We start from the raw sequence: 15,847 nt of genomic DNA on the forward strand, positions 1-15,847 counted from the left end.
TGCGTCTGCCGACTGCTCGTCCCGCGCGCGGCGTGCACCCGTCGTCCGCCGACGTGCGCCATCACCCCGACGAGATGCGCCGGACGGCTCGTTGGGCTGCCCTGAACCCCGGCCGGGCGTCTCGACGCAGAGGACGGCGCGGGACGGTGGAGAGTCGCTGCGCCGCCGCCCTGTCGCGCATGGCGCGGTACGGGGCGCTCAGGGCGTAGGACGGCCTCGCGCGCGGGCCCTGCCTCGGACTCGCGGATACGCCTCCATGCCCCTCACGGCCACGCGATCGCCGTTCCACGTCTGTCACAGCCCACGCGATCGCCGTTCCACGTCTGGTGCGGCCTCGCGCGGTGGCCGTTCCAGATCTGTCGCGGCCTCGCGCGGTGGCCTTTCCACGCCGTCACAGCCCCGCGCGGTGGCCGTTCCACGTCTGTCGCGGCCCCGCGCGGTCGGCCAGGGGGCGGGGTCAGTTCTCCTTTGTGGTGACGGTTACGGGGGCGTAGCCGAGCTTTTCGAGGGGCTCGCGGATCTGGGCGGCGTCGCCCACGGCGATGACGGTGAGGGCTTCGGGGTCGATGTGCTTGCGGTAGGCGCGGGCCACGCCGTCGGGGGTGGAGGCGCGGACCGCGGCCAGGTAGGCGCTCGGGTAGTCGGCGCCCAGGCCGTTGGCGGACACGTCGGCCAGCTCGGCGGCCACGGCGCGGGCGGTCTCGTACTCGGCCGGGGCGCGGTCGGCCAGGGCGCGGACGGACGAGCCGTGCTCCTCGGCGTCGATGCCGCGGGACACGATGCCGCGCAGTTCGGTGAGGGCGTCGGCGACCGCGTCGGCGGTGACCTCGGTGTGGACGGCGCCCTGGGCGATGAACAGGCCGCAGTGCCGCATGCGGAGCAGCCCGGCGCGCATGCCGTAGGTGTAGCCCTTCTCCTCGCGCAGGACGGCGTTGAGACGGGACGTGAGGCCGCCGCCCAGGACGTGCGACGCGACCATCAGGGACGGCCAGTCGTGGTGGGAGCGGTCGGGCACGCCGTGGCCGAAGCTGAGGTAGGTCTGCACGGAGCCGGGGCGGTCGACCACGACGATGCGGGCGGCGGACTCGGGCATGATCCGGTCGGCGGTCGGAAGCGGGGCGGCCGAGCCCGCCCAGCCTTCCAGGGCGGCGCTGAGAGCGCCCTCGGCGTCGGTACCGGCCAGGTCGCCCGCGACGACCGCGGTCGCCTCGGCGGGGACCACGGAACCGTAGAAGTCGCGGACGTGCGAGCCCTGCAGCGCGCCGACCGAACCGGGGGAGCCGCCCGTCGGACGGGAGGCACGGGCCTGCTCCGGGAAGAGGACGGCGCGCAGCTCGCGCATGGCGCGCGTGCCGGGGTCGGCGTCCTCCTGGGCGATCTCCTCCAGGCGCTCGCGGACGAGGCGCCGCACGTCGGCGTCGTCGAGGGCCGGGCGGCGCACCACCGAGGAGAACAGGTCCAGGGCGGCGCCGAGCCGCGTGGTCGGGACGTCCAGCGCGATGCGCAGGGCGGTCAGGTCGGCGTGCGCGTAGAGGCTGGCGCCGAGCCGCTCGAACGCGGCGGTCAGCGCGGTGCCGCCGCCGGGCTCGGTGCCCTCCAGCAGGGCGCGGGAGACCAGCGTCGCGACGCCGTCGAGGCCGGACGGCTCGCGGCCCGCTCCCGCGTGCAGCACGAGGCGGACGGCGGCGAGCCGGCGGCCGGGCAGGTCGCAGCGCAGCGTCGCGGGGCCGGCCGGGACGCGGCCCGCGGTGCCGGCCGGGAACGCCCAGGCCGGGACGGGCCCGGGGACGGGACGGGGCTGCAGTGCAAGGCCGCTGCTCACGAGGTGCCTCCGTAGGTCAGGGCGGTGCGGGCGCCCGGGGCCAGCCAGCGGCCCGCCATCTCCTTGATCGCGTCACCGGTGACCGCGGCGGCGCGGCCGGGGGCGGTGAAGACCCGGGCGGGGTCGCCGAACTGCGTCGCGTTCTGCGACAGCGCGTTGGCGAGCCCCGTCACCGTCTCGGTCTGCTCCAGGAAGCCGCGCTCGGCCTGGGCGGTGGCGCGGGCGGTCTCGTCGGCGTCCGGGCCGTGCGCGGCGAACCGCCCGAGCTCCTCGTCCAGCACGGCCGCGATCTTCTCGGGCTCCGGGCCGACGGCGTCCACGATCGCCAGGGAAGGCCCGGACGCGAGCCGCGTGACCCCGGCCCACACCTCCGTGGCGATCTGGTCGCGCCGCACCATCCGGTCGTAGAGGCGGGAGCCGGAGCCGCCGCCGAGGATCTCGACCGCGAGTTCGGCGGCCTCGATGTCGTCGCCGCCGTCGGTGGGGAGCGGGAACATCGCGAAGTAGGCGGGGGAGGGGACCTCCTCGTCGAGCGTCTCGCCGCGGACGCCGGTCAGCGGCCCGAGCCCGCCGGGACGCGCGCCGGGCTGGTCCGGGCCGGGCGGCAGGCCGCCGAAGTAGCGCTCGACCGCCTCCAGGGTCTTCTCCGGGTCGACGTCGCCCACGACGGACAGCACGGCGTTGCCCGGCGCGTACCAGGTGCCGAAGAAGTCGGTGCAGTCGTCGAGGGTGGTGGCGTCCAGGTCTTCCATGGAGCCGATCGGGGTGTGCGCGTAGGGGTGGCCCTCCGGGAACATCAGCGCGCACAGGCGCTCGAAGGCCGTCCCGTAGGGCTGGTTGTCGTAGCGCTGGCGCCGCTCGTTCTTCACCACGTCGCGCTGGTTGTCGAGGTTGGCCTGGGTCAGCGCGGCGGGGAGCGTGCCCATCCGGTCGGCCTCCAGCCAGAGCGCGAGCTCCAGGTGGCTGACCGGCACCGTCTCGTAGTAGTTCGTGCGCTCGAACGACGTGCTGGCGTTGAACGCGGCGCCGGCGCTCTCCAGCAGTGCGGCGTGCTCGCCCTCGGCGACGTTCTTCGAGCCCTGGAACATCAGGTGCTCGAAGAGGTGTGCGAGGCCGGTGCGGCCGGCCCGCTCGTGCCGCGAACCCACCCCGTACCAGATGTTCACGGCGGCCAGTGGTACGACGTGGTCTTCGCAGACCACCACGCGCAGGCCATTGCCGAGCGTGTGCTCATGCAGCGGCTGTTCTGCCACGGAGCGCTCCCGTCCGTTCGATGGGCCGGACAGCACCGCGCGCGTCGGGAGGCGTCCCAGGCGGCGGGCTTGATCTCGGTCTCACCGTACCGGGTGCGCCCGGCGGGGGGAGCGCCGACGGAAACTGTGGATAACTCGCACCGAGAAAAAGGTGCGAGGGCGGGCGAGGGGGGGAGGCGGGGGCGGATCCGGGAGCGCGGGCGTCAGGACGCCGCGGACTCGTGCGCCGCGATCGCGTCCTCCAGCGACCGGTGCAGGACGAAGATCTTGGTGAGCTGGGTGACGTGGAAGACGCGCCGCACCCGGTCGTTGACGCCCATGAACGACATCGACCCGTCCCGCGCCCGCAGCCGGTGGTAGATCCCGACGAGCACGCCGAGGCCCGTGGAGTCCAAGAACGTCACCTCGCCGAGGTCGATGACCAGGTGCGCGCCGCCGTTGTCGATGATCTCGAGCAGGGCCTCGCGCAGGCGGGGGCTGGTGAAGACGTCGATCTCACCGCTGATCTTGACGACCGTGAGGCCCTTCTCAACGCGATGCTCGACGGCGAAGTCCACCGGTGCTCCTCTCCACCCCTCGACTCGTCCAACCCTGGAGGAGTTCTAGGGCCTCGTCGGGGGAACTCAATTGTTACCCCGGTCGCGCGCTGTTACGCCCGTGGATCCGGTCGCGTCCGTCAGGGGGTCCGGAAGAGGGCCCAGACGACCTTCCCGTGCGCGAGGGCGCGCCATCCCCACCGGACGCTGAACGACTCGACGAGATGCAGGCCGCGCCCGGTCTCGGCGATGTAGTCGGGTTCCTTCCGGCGGGGCGCCGTCCGGCTCGCGTCCATGATCCCGCAGAGCAGCCACGGTCCCTCGTGCCCGAGGCGCAGCCGGATGGCCGACGGCGCGGAGCCGAGCGGGTCGGCCGGGTCGCCGTACACGCCCTCGCGGTGCACGTCGTGACCCGGCCGCCCGCCGGCCGTCTTCCCGCTGTGTCGCAGCGCGTTCGTGACGAGTTCGGAGACGACGAGCCCGACGTCGTCGGCGAGCTCGGCCAGGCTCCACTCGATCAGCCGGGAGATCGCGAAGTGCCGGGCCTCGGTGACCGATTCCGGATCGGGCTCGACGGTGAACGAGACCGCGGATCCCCGTAGTTCCGTCAGCGCCGTGACGGCCTTGTCCAGGCGCGGAGGCAGGTCGAACGCCTCCGGGACGGGCGTCGAGCGCCCAGCCTGGGCCCGTGGGTCGACCGGCCCCGCGAGAGGGCCGAGCTCCCAACGCGTGTCGTCGTGCGCGTGGCGTGACGTCATTCCACCGGACCCCGCAGAGTGATCTCGTTGTGCAGCCGTGGCTCGGAAGTCTCGTGCGTTATCCTGCGCATCGTAGCGTGCGAATGCAAGGCCCAATGCACGTGCATCCGCGTCGCGAGGGTGTGGGGCGACGCGGATCGCACGCGGGAGATCGGAGGTAACCGCAGGACGCTGAGGCCAGTGGCACACTAGGTTCGCTGTCCGCCGAATAGCCGGGAGGTTGGGCGTGACTCCAGAGACGCCGGGAAGCGGGTCGACGGTCCGTCGGATCCTGCTCGGGTCGCAGCTTCGCCGTCTGCGTGAGCAGAAGGGCGTGACCCGTCAGGACGCCGGCTACGTCATCCGCGCGTCGGAGTCGAAGATCAGCCGTCTTGAGCTCGGCAGGGTCAGCTTCAAAGAACGAGACGTGGACGACCTGCTCACGTTGTACGGCGTCGGCGACAAGACGGAACGCGAGGCGCTGCTACAGCTTGCGCGGGAGGCCAACACCCCCGGTTGGTGGCACCGGTACAACGACGTGTTGCCCGGCTGGTTCCAGACCTATGTGGGTCTGGAGGAGTCGGCGGCGTTGATCCGCACGTATGAACTGCAGTTCGTCCCGGGACTGCTGCAGTCGGAGGGGTACGCGCGCGCGGTGATTCGCCTGGGCAACGCCGGGGCCGCCGAACACGAGATCGACCAGCGCGTGGAGCTGCGCATGCAGCGTCAGGAACGCCTCACGGGCCCGGAAGCCCCGCGCCTGTGGGCCGTGGTGGACGAGGGGGCGCTGCGGCGCCCCATCGGCGGACCGGAGGTGATGCGGGGCCAGTTCGAGCACCTCATCGAGATGTCGAAGCTGCCCAACGTCACCATCCAGATCATGCCGTTCAGGTTCGGAGGCCACGCGGCCGAGGGGGGAGCCTTCACGATCCTGCGCTTTCCCGAGCAGGATCTGCCGGACGTGGTTTACGTCGAGAACCTCACCGGCGCGATGTACCTGGACAAGCGCGACGACGTCGACACCTACCTCCAGGCGATGGAACGCCTGTGTGTCGACAGTGCGACCCCGGAGCGCACCGTCGAGCTTCTCGGTGATCTTCTCAGAGAGACATGATGCTCCAGACCGATTACGACAACGGGATGCCGGCCGCCGAGCTCCTCGGAGCACGATGGCTGAAGTCCCGGCGAAGCAACTCCCAGGGGAACTGTGTGGAAATCGCCGAACTGCCCGGTGGGCAGGTGGCGATGCGCAACTCCCGCCATCCCGAGGGCCCGGCCCTCATCTACACCCGCCCCGAGATAGAAGCGCTCATCCTTGGAGCCAAGGACGGCGACTTCGACCATCTCATCGCCTCCCGTAACTGATCCAGCAGCGGCCGGGTCGGCACCGGTGCACCGAACGTCGACCCGACCGTCCGCACGAGAAACAGGCCACCCCAGGCGCGAGGGTGGCCTTGTTCTGTGCGTCAGCCGCAGTTGCCGTAGGGGGCGGTACCGCCGTTTCCGCCGAAGCGGACGCACGCGCCAGGCGCGTTAACGTACACCGGCCCCGCGTACCAGGCGAACGAGCCGCCGTCGCTGATGGCGCCTCCGCCCTTCTTCTGGATCCAGGCGGAGACCGGCGACTTCGTGCCGACGTGCTTCGACTTGATGGTGACGGCGCAGTTGTACTTGGTCGAGTTGCTGTAGAGCAGGTAGGCGACGCCGCCGGACACGCCCATGGAGCGCAGCACGTAGTACCCGCTTCCCTTGCCGCCGCTGTTGCACGCGGACTGCGGCGTGTACTTGTTGGGCGGTTCCTTCGGCGGCGTCGAACTGCCCCCGCCCCCGCCTGTGCCCCGCGTAGGGGTCGATCCGCCGGGCTGCTGCGGTGAACCCGGTTTCGGGGACGCACCGGGGTTCGCGGGGCTCCCGCTCTTTCCAGGCTTCGGCTGCCCCGGTTTGGTCTTCGTCGGGCTCTGGGTGCCGCCGGCCGCGCCGTTCGCGGAGCCGGAGCCGCCGCCCGCGCCCTGGTTCTCGTCGGACGCCGAGACGGACTTGCCCTTGTCGCCGCTCGGCCTTGTCGCGGCCCACGCGGCGCCGCCCGCGATGACCAGCGCCACCGCCAGGGCCGCCGCCACCGGTATGGCGAGGCGTCCGCGCCCCCTGCCGTCCGACCCGTGGTCGCTGGACGGCCCCGGAGGGGGCGGTGGCGGCATTCCGGGCGCGCCGTGGCCGTGGCCGTCCGGAGGCGGCGCGCCCTCGGCGAACGGACGCGGCTGCGGAGCCGTCCCCTGCCGGACGCCGGAGGGGTCCGTGGCGTGTTCGGGAGGCGGCACCGGGCCGGGCATGGCGGGCGGTGCGGCGTACGGGTCCGTCGAACCGGGCGGCGCGGACGCCTGCGAGGGAGCGGGGATCTCGGCGGGAAGCCCCGGGAGGGCCGGCAGGGCCGGCAGGGCCGGAACGGAGGAGACGGCCGAGGACGCGCCGCTGGCAGCGCCGACCAGCCGTTCCTGGGCCTCGCGGGCGGTCGGGCGCTGCGCGGACTCCTTGGCCAGGCACGCGAGGACGAGTTCGCGCATCGGACTCGGCAGGTCGCCCAGCTCGGGCTCGCCCGTCAGGATCCGCTGCATGACCGTGGCCATCTCGTCGTTGCCGAACGCGGGACGTCCCGTGGCGGCGAACGTCATGGTGGTGCCCCAGGCGAACATGTCGGCGGCCGGACCGACCCGGTCGCCGGTGAAGTGCTCCGGAGCCATGTAGGCGGGGGTGCCGACGTTCTGCGTCTCACCGGCGGCGCCCAGCGCGCGCGCCACGCCGAAGTCGATGACGCGCGGGCCGTCCGGTCCCATCATGACGTTGCGCGGTTTGAAGTCGCGGTGCACGATCCCGGCCTGGTGGATGGCCGTGAGCGCGGTGAGGGTGCCCACCGCGAGCCGCTCCAGGGCGCCGCCCCTCCGCGGGCCTTCCGTCCGCACGACGTGGAACAGCGACAGGCCGGGCACGTACTCGCTGACGATGTAGGGCTGGTCGCCCGCCACGTCGGCGTCCAGGACCTGCGCGGTGCAGAAGCGCGCGACGCGCTTGGCGACCTCCAGCTCGCGGACGAACCGGGCGCGGGCGGACGCGTCCCCCGCGAGCCTGCCGTGCAGCAGCTTGATCGCGACGTGCTCGTCGGCGCGGACGGCTCCGGGCCCGCCCCGCGGACGTCCCAGGAAGACCGCACCCTGCCCGCCCTCGCCGAGGCGGCCCAGGATCTCGTATCCGCCGAGCTCATCCGGGTCCCCCGACTTCAGCGGATGGGCATCCGGCATCGTCCTGTCCGTCACACCACTCGCTCCCCGTCGTTCCGCCTCGTCACTGGACCGCTCCGCAAGACTATGGCCAACGATGTTATGCGCTCGGCAAAGCGGGTGATCAGGTGGTGGTGGCCGCGGTCATCTAATAGGACTATAGTCCGTTTGTATCCCAGGGGAGGAGACGATCATGGACCGTCGCCCGGCCGGTACGAGGCGCGTCGATCTGGAGTTGATGCGGACCCCGCCGCCCAAGGAGCGCGCCGACGCCGCCCGCAACCGCGCGAAGGTGCTGGACGCCGCCGCCGCGCTCTTCGCCCGGCACGGAGTGGAGGCGGTCTCCATGGACGCCGTCGCCGCCGAGGCGGGCGTCGGCAAGGGCACGCTCTTCCGCCGGTTCGGCGACAAGGCGGGCCTCGCCGTGGCGCTCCTGAACGAACGCGAACGCGAACTCCAGGATGCGATCCTGTCCGGCCGGCCTCCTCTGGGCCCGGGGGAGGCCGGCGCTGTCGTGCCGCCGTCGGAGCGGCTGCACGCCTTCGCCGACGCCTATCTGAACTACGCGCTCGACCATCTGTCGCTGGTGCGCATGTCCGAGACCGCTTCGCCGGGGGCGCGGTACCGGATCGGCGCCTACGGCTTCTGGCACCGCCACCTGACGATCCTGCTCGACCAGCGCGGTGACGCCGTCCCGGACGGCGAGGCCGCCGCGCACGCGCTCCTGGCCGTCCTCGGCGCGGAGCACCTCACCGCGATGGTGGAGAGCGTGGGCAGGGAACGCACCCGCGCCACCGTCCACAAGTTCTTCGACCTGGCCCGCGCCTAGTCCGGCACGGCACGCGCCCCGCCGGACGTGGCGGGGGCCCGGGAAGGCGCGGTAAGCACGAAAGCCCCCGCGAGGCGGGGGCTTCCTCATGCCTGACCGGAGGTGCGGCCGGGCGGGGAGTGTCAGGCCGGGTCGGGTGTCCGCCGTCGGCGGCGGGTTTCCGCCCGGCCCTCCGCGTTGCCCGGTGGACCCTCCGGGGCATGGTTGCGTTCCAACCGCGCGGCGACCGCGAGGGCGCGGAGCGACGTGGTCCTGACGTGTCTGCGCTCACCGGTGGAACGGGTGCGGGGGATGCTGCTCGGCACGGTTCACCTCCATAGGTCACTGACATGGGTGCTACCCGGCTGGCGGGATCTCGCACGGTGGTTGCAACCGCAAGATCCTTCCGGCTATTCCGAGTGATCGTTCCGTTTGGCGACGACCAGACCCGGCCCGGCGCGCTGGACTCGTGTCGGCTATATAGACCGCATTCCTGACTAGGTTGCCGTACGGTTCAGCTCGCCGGACCGACCAGCCAGAGGTGACCGACCGTGATGATCACACCTGCCGCCGCGACCCGCCCCGGCCGCCCGCCGGCGCGCCGCGGGGAATGACCGCCGTGCCCGCCGACCGCCGCGCCAGCTGGCTCAAGGGCGTCCTCGACCTGCTGGTCCTCGCCGGCCTGACCGGGGGCGAGAGCTACGGCTACGAGATCGCCAAGACGCTCGCCGACGCGGGCCTAGGACAGATCAAGGGCGGGACCCTGTATCCCGTCCTCAACCGCCTGGAAGAGGCGGGGCTGGTCTCCGCTGAGTTCCGCGCCGCCGACCGCGGCCCCGGCCGCCGCTACTACCACCTCACCGACGTGGGTCGCGTGACGCTCGCCGAGCAGAGCGGCCTGTGGCTCGACTTCGACGAGTCCGTGCGCACCATGCTCACCGATGGAGCAGGACGAGGACGGACCCCCGCTTGATCGTCTTGGGCCTGGTCGCGGCACGCGTCTGGCCCGACCGCCGCCGCCGCGCGCTCCTGACCAGCCCTTGCCGGGGCGCACGCTCCACTTTTGGGCGAAACTTTCCTCCCTTTTCACGTCTCGCATCATCTGTCCCTTTGTTCTGGGCCGCGGGCGGGGCCGTCCGAGCCGCTCAGCTGGGTAGGTATCCCAGGATCCGGTTCGCCCGCGGGTTCGTCCCGCCATGAGCGGCTCAGCGTGGAGCCCAGGAGGCCGTCGGGCGCGGCCGGACGCGCCCCGAACCTCTCCTGGGAGACACACGTGATCAGTAAGCTGCTCGTCGCCAACCGTGGCGAGATCGCCGTGCGCGCCTTCCGCGCGGCGTACGAACTCGGCATCGCCAGCGTCGCCGTGTACGCGCACGAGGACCGCCTGTCCCTGCACCGGCAGAAGGCGGACGAGGCGTACGAGATCGGGGAGCACGGCCATCCGGTCCGCGCCTACCTGGACGTGGACGGGATCGTGGAGACGGCGCTGCGGGTCGGCGCCGACGCCGTCTACCCGGGCTACGGGTTCCTGTCGGAGAGTCCCGAGCTGGCGGCGGCGTGCGAGCGCAACGGGATCAGGTTCGTCGGCCCGCCGTCGCGGGTGCTGAGCCTGGCGGGCAACAAGATCGAGGCGGTCGCGGCGGCGCGGCGCGCGGGCCTGCCGGTGCTGCGCTCGACGACGCCCGAGCCGGGACGGGAGCTGGAGGCGGCCGACGAGGTCGGCTTCCCGCTGTTCGTGAAGGCCGCGGCGGGCGGCGGCGGGCGCGGGCTGCGCCGCGTCGACCACCGCGAGGAGCTGGAGGCCGCCGTGGACACGGCGCGCCGCGAGGCCGAGAGCGCGTTCGGCGACCCCACGGTGTTCCTGGAGCAGGCGGTGGACCGTCCCCGCCACATCGAGGTGCAGGTCCTCGCCGACGGCGCCGGGCACATCGTCCACCTGCGCGAGCGCGACTGCTCGGTGCAGCGCCGCCACCAGAAGGTCGTCGAGATCGCGCCCGCGCCCGGGCTGGACCCGGAGACGACCCGGCGGCTCTGCGAGGACGCGGTCCGGTTCGCCCAGGAGATCGGTTACGAGAACGCGGGGACGGTCGAGTTCCTCGTGGACGACCGCGGCGAGCACGTCTTCATCGAGATGAACCCCCGCATCCAGGTCGAGCACACCGTGACCGAGGAGGTCACGGGCGTCGACCTGGTGCAGAGCCAGCTGCGCATCGCGGGCGGCGAGACGCTCGCCGAGCTCGGCATCGCGCAGGACGAGGTCAGCGTGAGCGGGTTCGCCGTGCAGTGCCGCATCACCACCGAGGACCCGGCGAACGGCTTCCGGCCCGACACCGGGAAGATCTCGGCGTACCGGTCCCCGGGCGGCGCCGGGGTGCGGCTCGACACGGGCACGGCCTACGGCGGCGCGATCGTGTCGCCGCACTTCGACTCGCTGCTGGTGAAGCTGACGTGCCGCGGCCGGACGTTCGAGGACGCGGTGCGGCGGGCGCGCCGGGCCGTCGCCGAGTTCCGCATCAGGGGCGTCGCGTCCAACATCCCGTTCCTGCAGGCGCTGCTGGACGAGCCCGACTTCCGCGCGGGCGGCGTCACCACCTCCTACATCGCGGACCATCCCGACCTGCTCACGGCCCGTTCCAGCGGCGACCGCGCGACGCGGCTCGTCCGGTATCTGGCGGACGTCACGGTCAACAAGCCGCACGGCGAGGCGCCCACCGACCTGGACCCGGCGACGAAGCTGCCGCCGCTCGACCTCGACAGGCCGTTCCCCGAGGGGTCGCGCGACCGGCTCCTGGCGCTCGGCGCGCGCGCGTTCGCCGAGCAACTCCGGAACCAGGACGCCCTGGCCGTGACTGACACGACGTTCCGCGACGCGCATCAGTCGCTCCTCGCTACGCGAGTACGTACCTATGACCTGCTGTCAGCCGCGCCCTACCTCGCCCGGATGACACCGCAGCTTCTCTCCGTCGAGGCGTGGGGCGGGGCAACGTACGACGTCGCGCTCCGGTTCCTGGGCGAGTCGCCCTGGGACAGGCTGGCCGCGATCCGCGAGGCGGCGCCCAACATGTGCATCCAGATGCTTCTGCGTGGCCGCAACACCGTGGGCTACACGCCGTACCCCGACTCGGTGGCTCGGGCGTTCGTCAAGGAGGCGGCCAGTACGGGAGTCGACATCTTCCGTGTGTTCGACGCCCTGAACGACGTGGACCGCATGCGTCCGGCCATCGACGCGGCCCTCCAGACCCACGCGCTGGTGGAGGGCACGCTCTGCTACACCGGCGACCTGTCCTCCCCGGGCGAGACGCTCTACACGCTCGACTACTACCTGCGGCTGGCGGAGGACCTCGTCACCGCGGGAGTCCACATCCTCTGCGTCAAGGACATGGCCGGTCTGCTCCGGGCGCCCGCCGCGCGCACCCTCGTCAAGGCGCTCCGTGAGCGGTTCGACCTGCCCGTCCACCTGCACACCCACGACACGGCCGGCGGGCAGATCGGCACCTACATCGCCGCCATCGAAGCGGGTGTCGACGCCGTCGACGGCGCTGCCGCGCCGCTCTCGGGCACCACGAGCCAGCCGCCGCTCCAGGCGATCGTGGCCGCGACCGACTTCACCGAGCACGCCACCGGGATCGACCTGGACGCGCTCACCGTGATGGAGCCGTACTGGGAGGCCGTCCGGAAGCTCTACGCGCCGTTCGAGATGGGGCTCCCGTCGCCGACCGGACGCGTCTACCGGCACGAGATCCCCGGGGGGCAGCTGTCCAACCTGCGGCAGCAGGCCGTCGCCCTCGGCCTCGGCGACCGCTTCGAGGAGATCGAGCGCCTCTACGCCGCCGCGGACGCCATCCTCGGGCGGCTCGTGAAGGTCACCCCGTCCAGCAAGGTCGTGGGGGACCTGGCCCTGCACCTCGTCGCGGCGGGCGCCGACCCGGACGACTTCGCCGAGAACCCGGACCGCTACGACATCCCCGACAGCGTCATCGGGTTCCTGAACGGCGAACTCGGCGACCCGCCCGGCGGCTGGCCCGAGCCGTTCCGCACCAAGGCCCTGGCAGGACGCCAGTACACGCCCGCCCGGGCCGAACTGGACGGCGCCGAAGAGAAGGCGCTGGCCGGTCCAGAGGTCCGCGACACGCTCGACCGCCTGCTCTTTCCGGGCCCGGCGAAGGACTACCGCGAGACCCGTGCCGCCTACGGCGACATCTCCGTCCTGCCGACCGGCCCGTTCCTGTACGGGCTGCGCGCCGGGCACGAGGTGGCGTTCGACCTCGAACCCGGCGTCCGCGTCCTGGCCGGGCTGGAGGCCGTCGGCGACGTCGACGAGGCGGGCGTCCGGCAGGTCATCTGCTCGGTGAACGGCCAGCTCCGCACGCTCTCCGTCCGCGACAAGTCCGTCAAGTCGGACGCGCCGCCGGTCGAGCGCGCCGATCCCGCCGAGCCCGGCCACGTCGCCGCCCCGTTCGACGGCTCGGTGACGCTGCGGGCGGCCAAGGGCGACGAGGTCGCCGCGGGGGACGTGGTCGCCACCATCGAGGCCATGAAGATGGAGGCCGCGATCACGGCCCCGGTCGCGGGCACCGTCGCCCGGCTGGCCGTCCCGGAGGCGACGCCCGTCCAGGCCGGCGACCTCCTCCTGGTCATCCAGGACGGCGCCTAGAACACCTTCTGACCCCGGGGCGCCGGACGCGTCGCGTAGGAGCCCAGGGACGGTTCGAGCAGGTCGAAGGCGGTCTTCGCGGACTCCGCGAGGGCCGCCTCGATCTCTTCGTGGGTCTCGCCCCGCACGGTGCGCCGCAGGGTCTCCCGGAACAGGACGCGGTGGACGCCGCCGAGCTGCGCGGCGACGAGGCGGGGCAGGACGTCGTCCGGGCCCGCGCCGGCCTCCTCGGCGAGGACGGCGGCGAGGGCGTCCTCCCGCTCCTCGTGGAACTCGCGGAGCCGCGCCACCAGCGCGGGGCTCTCGGTGATCATTCGGGCGAAGTCGGGGCCGGAGAAGCCGATCACGGCGTCATGCCGCCGGACGGCCTCCAGGAAGCCCCGCCGCAGCGCGGCCAGCGCGGACTCGCCCGGCGCCCGCTCGGCGACCGTGCGCGCCAGGAGGGCCACGAACACCTCGTGCAGGTCGAGCGCCAGGTCCTCCTTCCTGGGGAAGTAGTTGGTGACCGTCATCTTCGCCACCTGTGCCGCCGCGGCGACGTCGGCGATCGTCACCCGGTCGAAGCCGTGCCGCAGGAACAGGCGGGTCGCCTGGTGCGAGATGCTCTGCCGCGTCTGCTGCTTCTTCATCTCCCGCAGTCCCATGCCGCCATCCTCTCACGGGCCGACCTAAGCTCGTACTTGATACATAATTAGGTCCGGTCTAAGTTTGGTTCGCGAGTCTGACGGGTACCGAGATCGGGTGACCGTTCCCTCCCGGCCGCCGGACGAGCAAAGGACACAGCCCTGAACGCCAGCCACGCGCCGAGCGCAACCCCCCGCTCCACCGTGAACCTCGTCGACCCGATGAAGGACTACCTGTCCCGCATCGGGCGCACCGCGCTGCTCACCGCCGAGCAGGAGGTCGACCTGGCCAAGCGCATCGAGGCCGGCCTGTTCGCCCGAGAGCGCCTCAGGACCCTGGGCGACGAACTGAGCCTCCAGGACAAGCAGGACCTGGAGTGGATCGCCGCCGACGGTGCCCGCGCCAAAGAGCACATGGTCGAGGCGAACCTGCGCCTCGTCGTGTCGCTCGCCAAGCGCTACATGGGCCACGGCCTCCAGCTCAACGACCTCGTGCAGGAGGGCAATCTCGGCCTGATCCGCGCCGTGGAGAAGTTCGAGTACCGCCGCGGCCTGAAGTTCTCCACCTACGCCGTCTGGTGGATCAAACAGGCGATCAGCCGCGCGCTGGCCGACCAGAGCCGCACCATCCGCATCCCCGTGCACGTCGTCGAGGTGCTCAACCGGATGACGCGTGTCCGGCGGCGGATGATGCAGGACCTCGGCCGCGAGCCGAACTCGCGGGAGCTGGCCGTCGAGCTCGACGTCACGCCCGAGAAGGTCGAGTGGCTGCGGCGGCAGGCCCGCGAGCCGCTGTCCCTGCACACCCCGCTCGGCGAGGACGGCGACGGCGAGCTCGGCGACGTCATCCAGGACCCCGACGGCGGCGACCCCGCCGACGTCGTGGCGACCTCGATGCTGCGCGGGCGGCTCGACGCCGTCCTGGAGACGCTCACCGAGCGCGAGGCGGGCGTCATCTCGCTGCGGTTCGGGCTGTCGGGCGGCGAGCCCAAGACCCTGGAGGAGGTCGGCAAGGTCTACGGGGTGACGCGCGAGCGCATCCGGCAGATCGAGTCCAAGGGCATGCACAAGCTGCGCCACCCGTCCCGCCGCGAGACCCTCGCGGACCTGCTCGGCTGACCCGCCGGCCGAGCGGCGCCCGGGGCGGCCGGCGGCCCGCGGCGCCTGCCGAGCGCCCCCGGTGTCCTGATCCGGGGACGTCAGGTCGCGGCGCCGGGGCCTCCGGCCAGCCGCCGGGCGAGTTCGTCGCGCTCCCGGGTGAGCTCGGCCACCTCGTGCTGGAGCTCGAAGATGCGCTTGATCGCGGGCAGTGTCATGCCCTCGTCCATCATCGAGACGACCTCCTGGACGCGGCCGATCTCGTGGCGGCTGTAGCGGCGCTGTCCGCCGGTCGAGCGCTGGGGGGAGACGACCCGGTGGTCGTCGATGCGGCGCAGGAACGCCTGCTGGACGTCCAGCATCTGCGCCACCTGCCCCACCGTGAACAGCGCGGCGTGCTCGTCGTCGAACGGCAGGTTCATGGGGGCCTCCTTGACGCCGGTGCGGGCCCGGCGAACCGCCGGACGGATGTGGGCGGCCCCGGCCCGCGCGGCTCGTCGAAGGCCGCGCCGGCCGGGGCCGCCCGGACGCCGCGCGTCAGTTCCTGATCGCCTTCTGGCCGCCGCCGGACTGCTGGACGGCCACCTTCCGCGGACGCGCCCGCTCCAGCACGGGGATGCGGACGGCGAGGACGCCGTTCTCGTAGGCGGCCTCGACCGCCTCGGCGTCCAGGTGCTCCGACAGGTAGACCCGGCGGGTGAAGGAGCCCATCGTGCGCTCCCGGACGAAGGCGCGCTCGTCCTCGCCGAACTCCTCCTCGCGCCGCGCGGTCACCGAGAGCACGCCCCGGTCGACGGTGACCTCGATGGAGCCGGGGTCGGCCCCCGGCAGGTCGAACCGCAGGACGACGTCGTCGGCGCGGCGGATGCCGTCCATCGGCATGCCGGCGCCGCCGCCCTGGCCGGCGGCCTGGCGGACCGCCCGGTCGAACTGACGCTCGAACTCCTGCACGAACGGGTCGATCGACGTCAGCAACATGGACCATCACCTCCGAAGACCTCGGCGCCTGGCTGCGCGCCGATTACCTATTCCTCGTACAAGAGG

14 protein-coding genes are annotated in these 15,847 nt (G+C 72.5%); 6 read left to right on the plus strand and 8 right to left on the minus strand.

Annotated elements, in window-relative coordinates:
• Positions 1-457 precede the first annotated feature (457 nt).
• The 4 genes from CHC11_RS09090 to CHC11_RS09105 all read right to left on the minus strand — a co-directional run bounded on the left by CHC11_RS09090 (position 458) and on the right by CHC11_RS09105 (position 4,369).
• Positions 458-1,822 carry a M16 family metallopeptidase gene (locus CHC11_RS09090; RefSeq protein WP_089311205.1) on the minus strand — a complete coding sequence of 455 codons (1,365 nt, stop codon included), beginning with the start codon at positions 1,820-1,822 and terminating at the stop codon, positions 458-460.
• Positions 1,819-3,075: a M16 family metallopeptidase gene (locus CHC11_RS09095; RefSeq protein WP_089311206.1), complete on the minus strand. Its 1,257-nt coding sequence runs from the start codon at positions 3,073-3,075 to the stop codon at positions 1,819-1,821. Before CHC11_RS09095 ends, CHC11_RS09090 begins: the two co-directional genes overlap by 4 nt.
• A 203-nt stretch (positions 3,076-3,278) precedes the next feature.
• The gene (locus CHC11_RS09100; RefSeq protein ID WP_089311207.1) at positions 3,279-3,632 is read right to left on the minus strand and encodes an STAS domain-containing protein; all 354 of its coding nucleotides are present in this window, start codon (positions 3,630-3,632) and stop codon (positions 3,279-3,281) included.
• Between the two features lie 119 nt (positions 3,633-3,751).
• A complete protein-coding gene (locus tag CHC11_RS09105; RefSeq protein ID WP_245918984.1) occupies positions 3,752-4,369 on the minus strand; it encodes an ATP-binding protein in 618 nt (205 codons plus the stop codon).
• 271 nt (positions 4,370-4,640) lie between these two features.
• On the opposite strand from CHC11_RS09105, the gene CHC11_RS09110 reads away from it, so the two are divergent.
• Positions 4,641-5,462 carry a helix-turn-helix domain-containing protein gene (locus CHC11_RS09110; protein WP_089311618.1) on the plus strand — a complete coding sequence of 274 codons (822 nt, stop codon included), beginning with the start codon at positions 4,641-4,643 and terminating at the stop codon, positions 5,460-5,462.
• Positions 5,459-5,713, plus strand: coding sequence for a DUF397 domain-containing protein (locus CHC11_RS09115; RefSeq protein ID WP_396085292.1), 255 nt, complete (start codon positions 5,459-5,461; stop codon positions 5,711-5,713). The genes CHC11_RS09110 and CHC11_RS09115 overlap by 4 nt, the downstream gene beginning before the upstream one ends.
• Positions 5,714-5,814: 101 nt before the next feature.
• Here CHC11_RS09115 and CHC11_RS42030 read toward each other — a convergent pair whose 3' ends face one another.
• Positions 5,815-7,656: a serine/threonine protein kinase gene (locus tag CHC11_RS42030; protein ID WP_245918986.1), complete on the minus strand. Its 1,842-nt coding sequence runs from the start codon at positions 7,654-7,656 to the stop codon at positions 5,815-5,817.
• 157 nt (positions 7,657-7,813) lie between these two features.
• Here CHC11_RS42030 and CHC11_RS09125 point away from each other — a divergent pair, with 157 nt between their 5' ends.
• From CHC11_RS09125 to CHC11_RS09135, 3 genes are all read left to right on the plus strand, one after another.
• A complete protein-coding gene (locus CHC11_RS09125) occupies positions 7,814-8,449 on the plus strand; it encodes a TetR/AcrR family transcriptional regulator (protein ID WP_179278760.1) in 636 nt (211 codons plus the stop codon).
• Positions 8,450-9,038: 589 nt separating this feature from the next.
• Positions 9,039-9,401 carry a PadR family transcriptional regulator gene (locus CHC11_RS09130; RefSeq protein ID WP_089311208.1) on the plus strand — a complete coding sequence of 121 codons (363 nt, stop codon included), beginning with the start codon at positions 9,039-9,041 and terminating at the stop codon, positions 9,399-9,401.
• A gap of 300 nt (positions 9,402-9,701) precedes the next feature.
• The gene (locus tag CHC11_RS09135) at positions 9,702-13,082 is read left to right on the plus strand and encodes a pyruvate carboxylase (RefSeq protein WP_089311209.1); all 3,381 of its coding nucleotides are present in this window, start codon (positions 9,702-9,704) and stop codon (positions 13,080-13,082) included.
• On the opposite strand, the gene CHC11_RS09140 is transcribed toward CHC11_RS09135, so the two are convergent.
• Positions 13,079-13,726 carry a TetR/AcrR family transcriptional regulator gene (locus tag CHC11_RS09140; RefSeq protein WP_089311210.1) on the minus strand — a complete coding sequence of 216 codons (648 nt, stop codon included), beginning with the start codon at positions 13,724-13,726 and terminating at the stop codon, positions 13,079-13,081. The two genes, CHC11_RS09135 and CHC11_RS09140, sit on opposite strands and share 4 nt — an antisense overlap.
• 183 nt (positions 13,727-13,909) lie before the next feature.
• On the opposite strand from CHC11_RS09140, the gene CHC11_RS09145 reads away from it, so the two are divergent.
• Positions 13,910-14,824, plus strand: a complete 915-nt coding sequence (locus CHC11_RS09145; protein WP_425427295.1) for an RNA polymerase sigma factor — start codon at positions 13,910-13,912, stop codon at positions 14,822-14,824.
• 80 nt (positions 14,825-14,904) lie between these two features.
• Here the strand turns inward: CHC11_RS09145 and CHC11_RS09150 are convergent, their stop codons facing one another.
• Complete coding sequence (locus CHC11_RS09150; protein WP_089311211.1) at positions 14,905-15,225, minus strand: MerR family transcriptional regulator; 321 nt, start codon at positions 15,223-15,225, stop codon at positions 14,905-14,907.
• A 115-nt stretch (positions 15,226-15,340) separates the two neighbouring features.
• Positions 15,341-15,781 carry an Hsp20/alpha crystallin family protein gene (locus tag CHC11_RS09155; protein ID WP_089311212.1) on the minus strand — a complete coding sequence of 147 codons (441 nt, stop codon included), beginning with the start codon at positions 15,779-15,781 and terminating at the stop codon, positions 15,341-15,343.
• Positions 15,782-15,847: the final 66 nt, after the last annotated feature.

Source organism: Actinomadura mexicana (assembly GCF_900188105.1).
Lineage (GTDB): Bacteria > Actinomycetota > Actinomycetes > Streptosporangiales > Streptosporangiaceae > Spirillospora > Spirillospora mexicana.